At 45.0% G+C, this 12,658-nt stretch carries 11 protein-coding genes; 1 reads left to right on the top strand and 10 read right to left on the bottom strand.

Going from position 1 to position 12,658, the window contains the following annotated elements:
- Positions 1-49: 49 nt before the first annotated feature.
- From AC3WJC_RS11625 to AC3WJC_RS11605, 5 genes are all read right to left on the bottom strand, one after another.
- Positions 50-1,363: an NAD(P)/FAD-dependent oxidoreductase gene (locus tag AC3WJC_RS11625; RefSeq protein ID WP_492399277.1), complete on the bottom strand. Its 1,314-nt coding sequence runs from the start codon at positions 1,361-1,363 to the stop codon at positions 50-52.
- 95 nt (positions 1,364-1,458) lie between these two features.
- Positions 1,459-4,410, bottom strand: coding sequence for a protein translocase subunit SecDF (gene secDF / locus AC3WJC_RS11620; protein WP_492399276.1), 2,952 nt, complete (start codon positions 4,408-4,410; stop codon positions 1,459-1,461).
- A 128-nt stretch (positions 4,411-4,538) separates the two neighbouring features.
- Positions 4,539-5,036 carry a dihydrofolate reductase gene (locus AC3WJC_RS11615; RefSeq protein ID WP_492399275.1) on the bottom strand — a complete coding sequence of 166 codons (498 nt, stop codon included), beginning with the start codon at positions 5,034-5,036 and terminating at the stop codon, positions 4,539-4,541.
- 45 nt (positions 5,037-5,081) lie between these two features.
- Positions 5,082-5,453, bottom strand: a complete 372-nt coding sequence (locus tag AC3WJC_RS11610; RefSeq protein ID WP_492399274.1) for a four helix bundle protein — start codon at positions 5,451-5,453, stop codon at positions 5,082-5,084.
- 78 nt (positions 5,454-5,531) lie between these two features.
- Positions 5,532-6,326 carry a thymidylate synthase gene (locus AC3WJC_RS11605; RefSeq protein WP_492399273.1) on the bottom strand — a complete coding sequence of 265 codons (795 nt, stop codon included), beginning with the start codon at positions 6,324-6,326 and terminating at the stop codon, positions 5,532-5,534.
- A gap of 107 nt (positions 6,327-6,433) precedes the next feature.
- Between AC3WJC_RS11605 and ispE the strand changes: the two genes are divergently transcribed.
- Entirely contained in the window at positions 6,434-7,234 is an 801-nt protein-coding gene (gene ispE, locus AC3WJC_RS11600; protein ID WP_492399272.1) for a 4-(cytidine 5'-diphospho)-2-C-methyl-D-erythritol kinase, read from the top strand.
- A 143-nt stretch (positions 7,235-7,377) separates the two neighbouring features.
- Here the strand turns inward: ispE and AC3WJC_RS11595 are convergent, their stop codons facing one another.
- The 5 genes from AC3WJC_RS11595 to tgt all read right to left on the bottom strand — a co-directional run bounded on the left by AC3WJC_RS11595 (position 7,378) and on the right by tgt (position 12,549).
- Positions 7,378-8,268, bottom strand: coding sequence for an NAD(P)-dependent oxidoreductase (locus AC3WJC_RS11595; RefSeq protein ID WP_492399271.1), 891 nt, complete (start codon positions 8,266-8,268; stop codon positions 7,378-7,380).
- A 5-nt stretch (positions 8,269-8,273) separates the two neighbouring features.
- Positions 8,274-8,552 (bottom strand): hypothetical protein, encoded by a 279-nt coding sequence (locus AC3WJC_RS11590; RefSeq protein ID WP_492399270.1) that lies wholly within the window; start codon positions 8,550-8,552, stop codon positions 8,274-8,276.
- An 836-nt stretch (positions 8,553-9,388) separates the two neighbouring features.
- Complete coding sequence (locus AC3WJC_RS11585) at positions 9,389-10,306, bottom strand: DMT family transporter (RefSeq protein ID WP_492399269.1); 918 nt, start codon at positions 10,304-10,306, stop codon at positions 9,389-9,391.
- Between the two features lie 2 nt (positions 10,307-10,308).
- A complete protein-coding gene (locus AC3WJC_RS11580; protein ID WP_492399268.1) occupies positions 10,309-11,415 on the bottom strand; it encodes an LptF/LptG family permease in 1,107 nt (368 codons plus the stop codon).
- 3 nt (positions 11,416-11,418) lie between these two features.
- On the bottom strand, positions 11,419-12,549 hold the full coding sequence (gene tgt / locus AC3WJC_RS11575; RefSeq protein WP_492399267.1) for a tRNA guanosine(34) transglycosylase Tgt: 1,131 nt from the start codon (positions 12,547-12,549) through the stop codon (positions 11,419-11,421).
- Between the last annotated feature and the right edge of the window lie 109 nt (positions 12,550-12,658).

The following is a 12,658-nucleotide window of genomic DNA, read 5'->3' as shown; positions in this document are numbered from 1 at the left end:
GGCTTTTTTATTTCGCAAGAGCCCTTTAAGATTTTATTATCATACTTTACTATTGATCAGCCTTGGTAACGGCGTTGTTTTGCGCGTCGGCTTTTTCTTTGATGAATTTACGGATGATGAGCCTGTTACCGCCATTGTAGCTGATGTAGCTGGCAACCCAGTTAATAAACACCACCCAACGGTTACGCCCACCCATTAAGGAGATCAGGTGGATGAACATCCAGGTCATCCAGGCAAAAAATCCGCTCATTCTGATCTTGCCGATATCGGCAACGGCCTTATTGCGGCCAATGGTAGCCATTGAGCCTTTGTCGAAATATTTAAATGGCTCGGTTGGCTTATTTTCAATAATGTTCAGGATGTTTTCGGCTACACGCACACCTTGCTGCATAGCTACCTGCGCAACACCCGGGTGCCCGTTAGGGGTAGCCTCGGTAATGCTGGCGGCAACGTCGCCAATGGCGAATATGTTGGTACTGCCTTCAATTTGGCTTATGGCATTGGTTTTAATACGGTTACCGCGTACCACATTTTCCTTTTCAATACCGGCAGGCACCTGGCCCATTACCCCGGCAGACCATATAACACTCTTGGTTTTGATGCTTTTACCGCCTTCAAAATTGATAACCTCACCATCGTAGCTTTCAACCTTGGTGCCTAATAACAGTTCAACACCCATGCCGCGTAAGGCTTTTTCAGCCGCTTTGGATGCCTCGTCAGACATTGGGCCTAACACCTTCGGCAAAAAGTCAACCAGGTAAACCTTCATTTCTTCTTTGCGCAGCTCCGGGTAATCCTTGGTCAGGATGTGGTTACGTATCTCGGCCAGCGATCCGGCAAGCTCCACACCAGTTGGGCCTGCACCAACCAGTACAAAGTTAAGGTAAGGCTCACGCGCTTCCTTTGATGGCTGCAATACTGCCGCCTCCAGGTTTTGTAATATCAGGTAACGGATGTTAAGCGCCTCCGGGATGGTTTTCATCGGCATGGCATAACGCTCAATATCCTTATTGCCAAAAAAGTTGGTGGTTGAGCCGGTAGCTATAACCAGGTAATCGTAATTGATGTCGCCAATGCTGGTTTCAACATAGTTGGCTTCCTTATTAATTGATTTTACCTCAGCAATACGAAAGCGGAAGTTTTTTTGATCGTCGAATTTTTTACGGATGGAGAATGCAATAGATTCGCACTCCAAACTACCCATAGCAACCTGGTAAAGCAGGGGCCAAAAGCCATGGTAGTTATTTTTATCGAGCATTAATACGTTAACCGGCTTGTTCTTTAGCTTTTTGGCTACCTCAATGCCGCCAAAGCCCCCGCCTACAATTACTACTAATGGAAACTTAGAATTTTCAAAATCCATGTGTTATGGGTATATATTTATGTTAAAAGTTGCTGTATGTATAAAACAAAAAAGCCCCAAATGTTCTTTGGGGCTTCTTAAATTTAAAATTATTTTTATTTAAGACCTTTTTTCCCAAAGTCAATGATTACCGGTGTTGCCACACAGATGGACGAGTATGTACCAAATGTGATACCGATAAGCAGGGCGAAAGAGAACCCTCTGATTACGTCGCCGCCAAAGATAAACAATACGATCAATACAAACAGTACCGTAAGCGAAGTAATTATGGTACGGCTTAACGTGCTGTTTATCGCGTTGTTGATAACCACTTCGGTGTTCTCACCTTTGCTGTTATGGAATTTAAGGTATTCACGGATACGGTCAAACACTACCACGGTATCGTTAATTGAATAACCGATTACGGTCAGGATAGCCGCGATGAAAGCCTGGTCAATATCCAGCGAGAATGGCAGGGCATCCTTAAACAACGAGAAGAACGACATTACCAGCAAGGCATCGTGCACGGTAGCCACCAATGCGCCAAGGCTGTACTGCCATTTGCGAAACCTGATCAATATATAAGCCGCGATAACCAATATAGCGAATACAACGGTTAAGCTGGCTGATGTTTTTAAATCGTTTGAGATGGTTGGATCAACCTTGGTACGGCCAACAATAGTATAGTTTGGCGATACCTCTTTTAAGCCTTTGTTTAAAGCACTTTCAACCTTGGCATCCGCGTCTTCTGATTTATCTTCAAGCAGGTAATTGGTAGTGATGCTCAGTTTATCGGCACCAAAGGTTTTTACCTCAGCCTTACCAACGCCCAGGTATTTGGTAACCGCCTCACGGGTTTGTTCGGCATCAATTTTTGAATCCTGAAACTGAACAATGTAGTTATGGCCACCCTGGAAATCCACACCATAGTTAAAACCACGTGTAACTATAGATACGATACCTGCAATGATGAACAAGCCTGAGAAAGCATAAAACTTGAAGCGGTTTTTAACAAACGCGTAGTTGGCGTTTTTAAAAGTATGCGAGCTCCAGGCATGTGAGAATTTAATGTCCCAGCCTTTTTCAAGCATCCACTCAAATATCAGCCTTGAAATAAGCAGTGAACAGAATAACGAAGTAACGATACCGATCATCAACGTGCTCGCGAAACCTTTGATAGGGCCTGAACCGAAGATAAGCAGGATTGTCGCTGTTAAGAAGGTACTGATGTTAGCATCCAAAATTGATGATAAAGCGTGTTTAAAACCATCAGCAATTGATTGTTTTAATGATTTGCCCAGCGCCATCTCCTCACGTACCCGTTCGTAAACCAGTACGTTGGCATCAACCGCTATACCCAGTGTCAGCACGATACCAGCGATACCCGGCAGGGTTAGCACCGCGCCAAAGCTGATGAGTACACCCATCAGGAACACTACGTTAATTAACACAGCAACTACGGCAACACTGCCTGCACGGTTGTAATAAACCACCATGAAAACCAGCACTACCACAAAACCCAGTACGCATGACAATAAACCGGAGCTGATCGCTTCCTGGCCTAATGACGGGCCTACAACGGCATCGTTAACAATGCGGGCAGGGGCAGGCAAACGGCCTGCTTTTAGCACGTTGGCTAAATCTTTAGTATCCTCGGCAGTAAAGTTACCTGAGATGGATGATACACCGCCTGAGATCTCGTTTTGCACGTTAGGAGCAGAATATACATTATCATCAAGCACAATGGCGATAGCCGCTTTTGACGGGGCAGCCTCTGCAGTAATGTTTTTCCATGCCTGGGCACCATTTGAGTTCATGATCATCTGCACATCCGGGCGGCCTTTTTCGTCAACGTCAGCCTTAGCATCTGTAATCACATCGCCGGTTAATACCGGGCCGTTCTCGGCACCTGATAATTTGATGGCGTATAGTGTGAATGCTTTTTCTTTTGCATCCGTACGTGGTTTTACATCCCACAAAAATTTAATATTGTTTGGCGTTACGCTTTTTGCTTCGGCGCTTCTCAGCATATCGTTAACCTTGGCGGTATCCTGCAGTTTGGCAATACCAACCGCAGGGCCGGGCATTAACTGCATACCGTTCTGGCCTTGATAAACAGCCGGAGTAAGTACTGAAAGTAATGGGTTAGCATTAGGTTTCAATTTGTTGGTAGTAGCGGCGCTGTCTTTACCGGCACCTTTACCCAGCTTGCCTAATAACGAGCCATCACCTTTTGCGGCAGTGTCCTTAGCGGAAGTGGCTGCTTTGGCAGTATCGGCAGGTGCAGTGGTAGCGTTTTTGCTTTTCGCGCCAAGCAGCTTATCCACATTGGCCAGTATAGGGTATACTTCCTGGTTATCAAAAGTTTTATAGAACTCCAGTTTGGCGGTACCCTGTAACAGCTTGCGTACACGCTCCGGATCTTTAACCCCAGGCAGTTCGATCAAAATGCGGTTAGTGCCTTGTTGTAACTGGATGTTAGGCTGCGCAACGCCAAACTGATCGATACGGGTATTTAATACCGTGTACGATTGTTTAACGGCCGCGTTGGCCTGATCCTGCAAATAAGTTTTTACCTGATCGTTGCTGGCGTTGAATTTCAGGTTGGCCTGATTGTCTTGCGTAGAGAAGATGGTGGCCAGTTTACCGCTTGGGTTAAGCTTTTCGTATTCTTCAACAAAAAGGGTGATGTAATCTTTCTGGCTGGTAACCTGTGCTTTTTCGGCATTGCCTAAAGCCTGGTTAAATGCAGGGTCGGGATTGTTGTTGCCTAATTTTTTTACCAGTTCACGTAACGATACCTGCATGGTAACGTTCATACCGCCTTTAAGGTCAAGGCCTAATGCAAGCTCGTGGCTTTTGCAGTACTGATAAGTGTGGTTTAAAACAGGGTAAACCGGCAATTGCTCTACCGAGTCGAGATAAGCCTTTTCCTTTTCAGAATCGCCTTTGGCATATTCCTTGGCGTCGCCCTCCACCTTTTGTACAACCCATGTTAACGAAAAATAATAGAAACTGAGCAAAGCCAGTACTATTGCAAAAAATTTGATGATCCCTTTACCTTGCATCGTGAAGAAGTATAACTATTGAATATATTATAATTTAGTCTTTTATAACTTTTTTTAATAAGACGGCAAATCTAATAAAATTTCTACAGCGAGGAATTTTAAATTAAAACAAAATAAATAGCGGGTTGTTAGTGCTTTTCGAGTGTGAGAATGGAGTAGGCATAGGCGTGTTTTTCGTCTGTCTCGTAGTCGGTATGCGCGGTTTCATTCCAGTCACTGTAGTCAATTTCCGGGAAAAAGGTATCGCCATCAAAGTCGTGATGAACAATGGTGAGGTATATCCTATCAGTAAGCGTCATGGCTTGTTTGTAAATTTCGGCCCCGCCAACAATAAACACTTCATCCTCACCGGCGCATAAAGCCAAAGCATCCGCGATGTTATTTACCACCTCGCAGCCCTCAATGCTGATGTTTTGTCGGGTGATAACAATATTGCGGCGTTTAGGCAGCGGCTTGCCTACCGAATCAAAGGTTTTACGCCCCATAATAACCGTATGGCCGCTGGTGGTGTTCTTAAAATGTTTCAGATCATTAGGAAGATGCCAGAGTAACTGGTTGTTTTTGCCGATGGCATAATTTTGCGCTATAGCGACTATGATGGATGTGGTCATGAGGTCATTAGTCATTAGTCATTAGTCATTGGTCATTAGTCAGTGCATGATGATTAATCATTAACTTCCCGATGATTTGATGCCAATGTTTTTTATGTAAGCGTTAAGTTTTATATGTATGAGTTCTAATTTGGCGATAAGTGTTGCATGTGCGTCGATTCTAAGCAAATTTCGCGTTAGTGCTTTATTTAGCCAGCCTTTTGTTTCAATAATTGATCCTCGGCTGTAATAACAAAAATTTTTATTGTCTTTGTAGTGATACCTTCCAAACCCTTCAGCAATATTTGCGCTTATAGAATCAGCCGACCTTGCTAACTGCTTGCCGATAGTATCTTTAGCAAAATATTCCCAGCCGGCAACTACAAACCAGATCTCGTCGCCAAAGGCTTCCGCCAAACGGTGAACCTCTAAATCCTCAATCCGGTTACTCATAATTTGATATAGATGTTTTTTAAATGTTCGTAACCTGTACAATTAAATGACAATTGCCCAATGACTAATGCCCACTGATTAAACCGCTACTACTCCTTTAATGTGCGGATGCGGGTCATAATTCTCCAGCGTGAAATCTTCGTATTTAAAATCAAAAATATTGGTCACAGCAGGATTTATACGCATGGTAGGTAACAGCCTGGGTTCGCGGCTTAGTTGCAGGTTCACCTGCTCCAGGTGATTATTGTAAATGTGGGCATCGCCAAAGGTGTGAATGAAATCACCGGGTTGCAGGCCGCACACCTGAGCCACCATCATGGTAAGCAGCGCGTACGACGCAATGTTGAACGGCACGCCCAAAAATATATCGGCACTGCGCTGGTATAACTGGCACGATAGTTTCCCATCGGCTACATAAAACTGGAACAGGGTATGGCAGGGCGGCAGCGCCATTTTGTTTACCTCGGCCACATTCCATGCCGAAACGATGATACGGCGCGAATCAGGATTTTTCTTGATCTGATCGATAACTTGGCTGATCTGGTCAATATGCCCGCCATCCGGCGTTGGCCACGAGCGCCACTGGTGCCCGTATACCGGCCCCAGGTTGCCGTCGGCATCGGCCCACTCATCCCATATGCGCACGCCGTTATCTTTTAAATATTTAATGTTGGTATCGCCCTGCAAAAACCATATCAGCTCATGAATGATCGATTTCAGATGCAGCTTCTTGGTGGTCACCATCGGGAAGCCCTCCTGCAGGTTAAAACGCATCTGGTAGCCAAAAACGCTGATGGTGCCGGTGCCTGTGCGGTCGTGCTTCTGGGTTCCGTTCTCAATCACATGGCGCATCAGGTCTAAATACTGTTTCATCGTTTTATGGGTTGTTGGCCGTAATGGCGTTTGCTGCAAATAAAAATAATCTATTTTTGGAAACCTACGGTTGTGAGTAACTATGCCGCCGTTGTTAATCTTTTTCTATGATCAACTTTCCGAATGCAAAAATAAACATTGGCCTCAACATTACCGAACGCCGCCCCGATGGTTACCACAACCTCGAAACTGTTTTTTACCCTATCGGGATAAAAGACGCGCTGGAAATTGTGGAAGCCGGTGAACTAACGTTTGAGGCATCTGGCATCGGCATCCCGGGCAGGGTAGCGGATAACCTTTGCGTTAAGGGCTACCATCTCATCAAACAGGATTACGACCTGCCGCCGGTCAGCATCCATTTGCACAAAAATATCCCCATAGGTGCGGGGCTCGGCGGGGGCTCGGCAGATGCCGCTTTTTTTATCAAATTGCTCGATCAGCAATTTGGCCTAAATTTAACTATTGAGCAAATGGAAAGCTATGCCCGGCAGCTCGGTGCCGACTGTGCTTTCTTTATCCAGAACAAGCCGGTATACGCCCACGAGAAGGGAGACGTATTTAAACCCGTTCAGCTCGATCTATCGGCCTATAAAATTGTTTTGGTGATGCCTCCCGCCCACGTATCAACAGGAGAGGCCTACCGCGGTGTGCGGCCAAAACGTTCAGACGCATCATTACAAGAGCTGGTACAATTGCCCTTAGCCCAATGGCGGCGGCATATCAAAAATGATTTTGAGGAGTCGATATTTAAAAATCACCCCGTTATCCGTGGCGTAAAAGCAAGCTTGTACGAAGCCGGCGCATTATACGCCAGTATGAGCGGGAGTGGGGCATCCGTTTTTGGGATATTTGAGGAGGTGCCGGAGTTGCACGCGTTGGAGGAGAGTAATCAGGTATTTTATCTTTAAGCTATAAAGACCCCACCCAAACCCTCCCCAAAATCACCTCTCCCAAACCCTCTCCATCCGGAGAGGGCTTTAAAATTCAGAACAAAAAGCCCTCCCACTTGGGGATGGTTGGGTGGGGTAGTGGAGGGGCGGGAGGGGTTGTGTCACAGCCCCGCATCTTCCGACACGCCCTCACCAAAGGCCGCAATCCAGTTGCTGCTGTCGCCTTTGCCTTTGGCCACCTGGGTAAGCAGGCGCGTATTTACCAGCGATACCAGCGGTGCCGGTACTTCGCTTTTTTGCGTTAATGCCAGGGCCAGCCTCGCATCCTTATAACCCAGTTTGGCCTTGAATGCTACCGGCTCATAATTTTTAGCGGCGATGAATTTTCCGTAGTTCTGAAATATAGGGCAGGCAAAAAGCGTGGAGCTAAAAAAGTCGGCCACCTGCTGGCGGTCCAGCCCGTTCTTTTCGGCCAGGGTGTAGGCCTCGGCCATTGTTTCCAGCGCGGCCATGATCATGAAGTTGCCGGTCAGTTTTACCACGTTGGCACCGCCCGTGGTTTCGCCAAAATCAATGATGCCCTGGCCCATGGCATTCAGTATATTTTCGGCTGATTTTTTTGCCTCCATTTCGCCCGAAACGCATACCCATAATTTCTTCGCGGCGGCGGCCTCCGGCCGGCCAAAAACAGGGGCGGCCAGATAGCTTGTTCCGGCCTCTTTATGAATGGCCAAAAGATGCTCTGATGTTTGCGGCGAAATAGTGCTCATGGAGATGTGCAGCGCGCCGTTTTGCATGGTCTTTAAAATGCCGTCGGTGCCGGTTACTATCTTGGTCAACACCGCGTCGTCCGCCAAAATGGTAATGACAAAATCAACTCCTTCAGCAGCCTCGGCCGGGGTTCTGCAAACGGTTGTGGCTGCCTGCTCCAGCTCACCGGCTTTAGATGCCGTACGGTTATAAACCTGTAAATGATAACCGGCGACTATCAGGTTTTTTGCCATCGGGATACCTAAATTTCCGAGGCCTATAAATGCGATCTTTTTGTTCATGATAATTAGCTGATGTAATCGCGATCTTCATCGCTTAGTGTATCGGTTTTGTTTTTGTTATACATGGTGTCATGATATTGCTCAATATCATATTGCTGTTTTTTGGGCCTGCCAACAAGTACGCCAACAATAAACGCGGCAACGGCAACGCAAGCCATTACCACGAGCTTTGACGCGAACATGGAAGTGAATAAAATGGTGAAGGGAACCTCATCCCGGTTTTGCATAATAACAATGGTAAGTAGTACGGCGATGATGATCGCCACGATAGTTTTAATGCTCATGTTATGCCTGGTTTATGTATATAACCAATATCCGCATTTTATGTGTTTTTATAAAACGAATGATTCTTGCATTGCTGTATCGACAGTCTGAAATCAGACTCTTTTGAGATGCATGGTTACAACTCTATGATAATCTTCTCAAACAGATCGGCTGAAAAATTGAACGGCTATTTGGCAAGGTGTTTGCAATTTATTCTATAATAGATAATGCTATAGCGGAGTAGGATTGCCACGGGATCTGTCTCACAAATTAGATCAAAATAGCGGTGATATTCCTGAGAAATTTTTCATCTAAAACCTTGCGGCTGTATACAAGCTATACTACTGTGCTCGTTTTTGACAATTCCTCAATTTAGTGTTCAATACACTATTCTTACTCTTTCTTAAATTTACACTTCTAAAATTTATAGTTTAAATAAGTTCGTATAACACACTGATTAGCATTGTTATATTTTACATATAATACTACATGATTTATTAATACTAATATATTTAGTATTTTGATATTGATTTTAAATTGTACGTGTTGAAGTTAGATTTTAATTAGTTATAATAAGTACTTGATTTTAAGATATTATTGAAATATACTTTAAGTGAATTTTAAAAATTTAATTCCAATAAAGTTGATTAATTAATCATTGTAGATGGTTAGATAGCACAATGGAATCTATACACTATCTTGAAATTCAATTTTTGCTGTGCACGCGCCAAAAGTAATTTAGGTGCCGGAATGTGATGAAAATTAAGAGTGGCTTAAAAGGCTTTAAAATGGCCTTAAATAAGGGGCGTGAAAATCCCCTACCCGATGAGTTGGAGTATAGGAGGAGGCAAAGAAATTAGCGTTTGGCGCGGCGTTTAGCGATCTGTTTCCGGGCTACAGGAAACAAAAAAATGGTGGACAAAATGATGATGGCACCGGCCCAAAATCCGGGTGTCATTTTCTTCATATCACCAAAAAAAAGTGCCGCCATAATGATGCCGTAGACCGGCTCGAGGTTAGTGATGAGTGCTACCTTGAATGCAGAAAGCTCGCGCATTACGGACACGCCGGCAACATAGGCGAGGGACGTACATACCGTGCCCAGGAGTAAAAGATAGCCTGCATCGGCACTGCTTAATGCCATGTGCCGGTTAAAGCCGCCGGTAAACAAAAGGTATAAACTAATCCAAAAAACAGCGCCGCCCAGCTCGTAAAACGCAATCACAGGGGCCTGTAATTTTTGTGCTTGTTTAGAGTTTATGATGGAAAAAAGGCTGGCAAGCAACGCGCTCGCTAATGCGGTTATAATGCCCTTAGTGTAATTAAATTCAAACTTGAATATCAAAAATATGCCTGTAATGATGAGCAGCCCGGCAATGATCTCGAGCTTTGAGATGGCCTTTTTACTCACCATAGGCTCTATCACAGCAGTGAACAAAGTGATGGATGACAGGCATACCAGCGTAACCGAAACGGTAGATAATTTGATGGCCGCGAAGAACAATATCCAATGCCCGCCTACTAAAGCACCGGTAAATACGAGTGACAAAAACGATTGCCGGCTCACCCTAAAATCAGTACGGTTGAATTTGAAATAAAGGAACAATGAAGCTACCGCGATAACTACCCGGTACCATACCAAAGGTATAGCTGCTACCGAAATAAGCGCGCCAAGAATGCCCGTAAATCCCCATATAAAAACAGTAAAATGCAGTATTAAAAGGTTGCGGTTTACAGCGTTTTTCGGGGCCGTTTCCGGGGCGTTACTGGTCATGATTACTTGGGTGCTTTCAGCAGTAAATAGTACCCTAAAATACCAAATAAAGCGTTCGGGATAAACACGGAAATAAGCGGTGCAACGCCACCCTGAATGGCAAAAACCGTAGCGAATTTATCAACCACGATGTAGGCGAAACATAGAAAAATGCCTATCCCCAAAGGCAGGCCGATACCCCCGCGCACCTTGCGGGATGACAGCGCCACACCTATTAAAGTGAGCACATAGGTGGATAACGGGTACACAAAACGGCGGTATTTTTCGTAGTAAATAGAGGGTAAAACCTCGGGCCTTCGTAGTGTTTCTTTATCAATGGTGGCATTCAATTCATGCATCGGCATGGCTGTATACTCGTTGTCTATTTTGATGAAATCAGTAGGGTGCATGTCCAGCACGGTATCCTTTTGCGCGCCGTTTTTTACCCTGGTTTCGTGCAGGCCATTAACATAACGCGTATCGGGATTAATAATGCTCCATTTGCGTTTTAACGAGTCGTAAACAATGCGGTCGGCCACCAGTTTTTCGCGCAGCTTATCGCCGTCAAACTTCTCTAAAATGAATGTATAGCCGGTGTTAATGGTCTTGTCAAAGTTCTGCAGATACACAAAGGTATTCTTATCTATCTGCATGTGTACATCACTGCGTGTAGGGTCGCCGCTGCCGTTAAAACCATTCTCGTTCTCAAAGGTAATTTTGAGTTTATTGGTATACGGTATCAGGTACACATTGGCATAAAGTGATACGATGAACACAATGGTAGCCGATATAAAATAAGGCCGCAAAAAGCGGTTAAAGCTGGCCCGGCTGCTTAGTATCGGTACAATCTCCGTTTGGTTAGCCATCTTGGCCGTAAAGAAAATTACGGCTAAAAAGTTGATCAGCGGCGAGAGCATATTCATATAAAACGGTATGAAACCGCCGTAATAATCCGTCGCTATCTCATATACCGAACTGCCTGATTGAAGAAAGTTATCAATGTGCTCGGATATATCAAACACCACCGTAATAACGATGAATATCATCAGTGTAAACGTAAAAGTACCTAAGTATTTACCAATGATATACCGGTCAATTACCGGCAAATATTTCCTGATGATTTTCTTCACAGTTTATAAACGTTGCCCCAGGGTTTTAACCATTTTGTTTTTCCAGTCGTAAAAATCGCCTGCGATGATGCGTTCACGGGCCTGCTCAACCAGCCATAAATAGAAGTGCAGGTTGTGCAGCGTGGCTATCTGCGCGCCCAGCATTTCGCCCGAGTGAATAAGGTGCCTTAAATAGGCCTTGCTGTACGCCGTATCGGCAAACAGGTCGCTCTCCGCCTCAATAGGCGTAAAATCGTTCTTCCATTTCTCGTTCTTGATGTTGATGATACCGTTTTTAGTGAAAAGCATGCCATTGCGGGCGTTGCGCGTAGGCATCACACAATCAAACATATCTACGCCCAGGGCAATGTTTTCGAGTATGTTAACCGGTGTACCTACGCCCATTAAATAACGTGGTTTTTGCTCCGGTAATATATCGCATACAATTTCTGTCATGGCGTACATTTCTTCCGCCGGTTCACCTACCGAAAGGCCGCCTATGGCGTTGCCCTCACGCTCAAATGAGGCGATAACTTCGGCCGAGCGCACCCGCAGATCTTTATATACCGAACCCTGTACAATAGGGAACAGGGTTTGACTGTAACCATACTTAGGCTCCGTAGTATCAAAGCGTTCGCAGCAGCGTTTAAGCCAGCGGTGCGTCATCTCAATGGAGTTTTTGGCATACCGGTAATCGCAGGGGTAGGGTGTGCACTCATCAAAGGCCATAATAATATCAGCACCAATAATGCGCTGTATATCCATCACATTTTCGGGCGTAAACAAATGTTTTGAGCCATCCACATGCGAGCGGAAGGTAACGCCTTCCTCCTTTATTTTGCGCACATCCGTAAGCGAATACACCTGGTAACCGCCGCTATCGGTCAAAATGGGCTTGTCCCAGCCGTTAAATTTATGTAAGCCGCCGGCCTGCTCAATGGTATTGAGGCCCGGCCGCAGGTATAAATGGTAGGTATTACCTAATATGATCTGTGCTTTAATATCATCAGCCAGTTCGCGCTGATGTACGGCTTTTACAGTACCCGCCGTGCCTACAGGCATAAAAATGGGGGTTTGTATGGTGCCGTGATCGGTAGTTATCTCGCCCGCCCGGGCTTTAGAAAACTTATCTTGTGCTGCTAAAGTAAATTTCATTATGAGAGTGCAAAAATAACAAATAACTATACACTAATTATTTGTTTATTTTTAGGCGGATATCGCCTGATATCGGTTGATTTTTAACAACTTTGCAGCTATAAAATTT

This window comes from Mucilaginibacter sp. FW306-07-L (genome assembly GCF_058782065.1).
Note: the sequence above shows the minus strand (reverse complement) of the source record. Positions and strands in the feature narration are given on the sequence as shown.

Excerpts from the sequence above, each read along its gene's own strand:
- AC3WJC_RS11625 (WP_492399277.1), bottom strand. The coding sequence starts at position 1,363 with ATGGATTTTGAAAATTCTAAGTTTCCATTAGTAGTAATTGTAGGCGGG.
- secDF (WP_492399276.1), bottom strand. The coding sequence starts at position 4,410 with ATGCAAGGTAAAGGGATCATCAAATTTTTTGCAATAGTACTGGCTTTG.
- AC3WJC_RS11615 (WP_492399275.1), bottom strand. The coding sequence starts at position 5,036 with ATGACTAATGACCTCATGACCACATCCATCATAGTCGCTATAGCGCAA.
- AC3WJC_RS11610 (WP_492399274.1), bottom strand. The coding sequence starts at position 5,453 with ATGAGTAACCGGATTGAGGATTTAGAGGTTCACCGTTTGGCGGAAGCC.
- AC3WJC_RS11605 (WP_492399273.1), bottom strand. The coding sequence starts at position 6,326 with ATGAAACAGTATTTAGACCTGATGCGCCATGTGATTGAGAACGGAACC.
- ispE (WP_492399272.1), top strand. The coding sequence starts at position 6,434 with ATGATCAACTTTCCGAATGCAAAAATAAACATTGGCCTCAACATTACC.
- AC3WJC_RS11595 (WP_492399271.1), bottom strand. The coding sequence starts at position 8,268 with ATGAACAAAAAGATCGCATTTATAGGCCTCGGAAATTTAGGTATCCCG.
- AC3WJC_RS11590 (WP_492399270.1), bottom strand. The coding sequence starts at position 8,552 with ATGAGCATTAAAACTATCGTGGCGATCATCATCGCCGTACTACTTACC.
- AC3WJC_RS11585 (WP_492399269.1), bottom strand. The coding sequence starts at position 10,306 with ATGACCAGTAACGCCCCGGAAACGGCCCCGAAAAACGCTGTAAACCGC.
- tgt (WP_492399267.1), bottom strand. The coding sequence starts at position 12,549 with ATGAAATTTACTTTAGCAGCACAAGATAAGTTTTCTAAAGCCCGGGCG.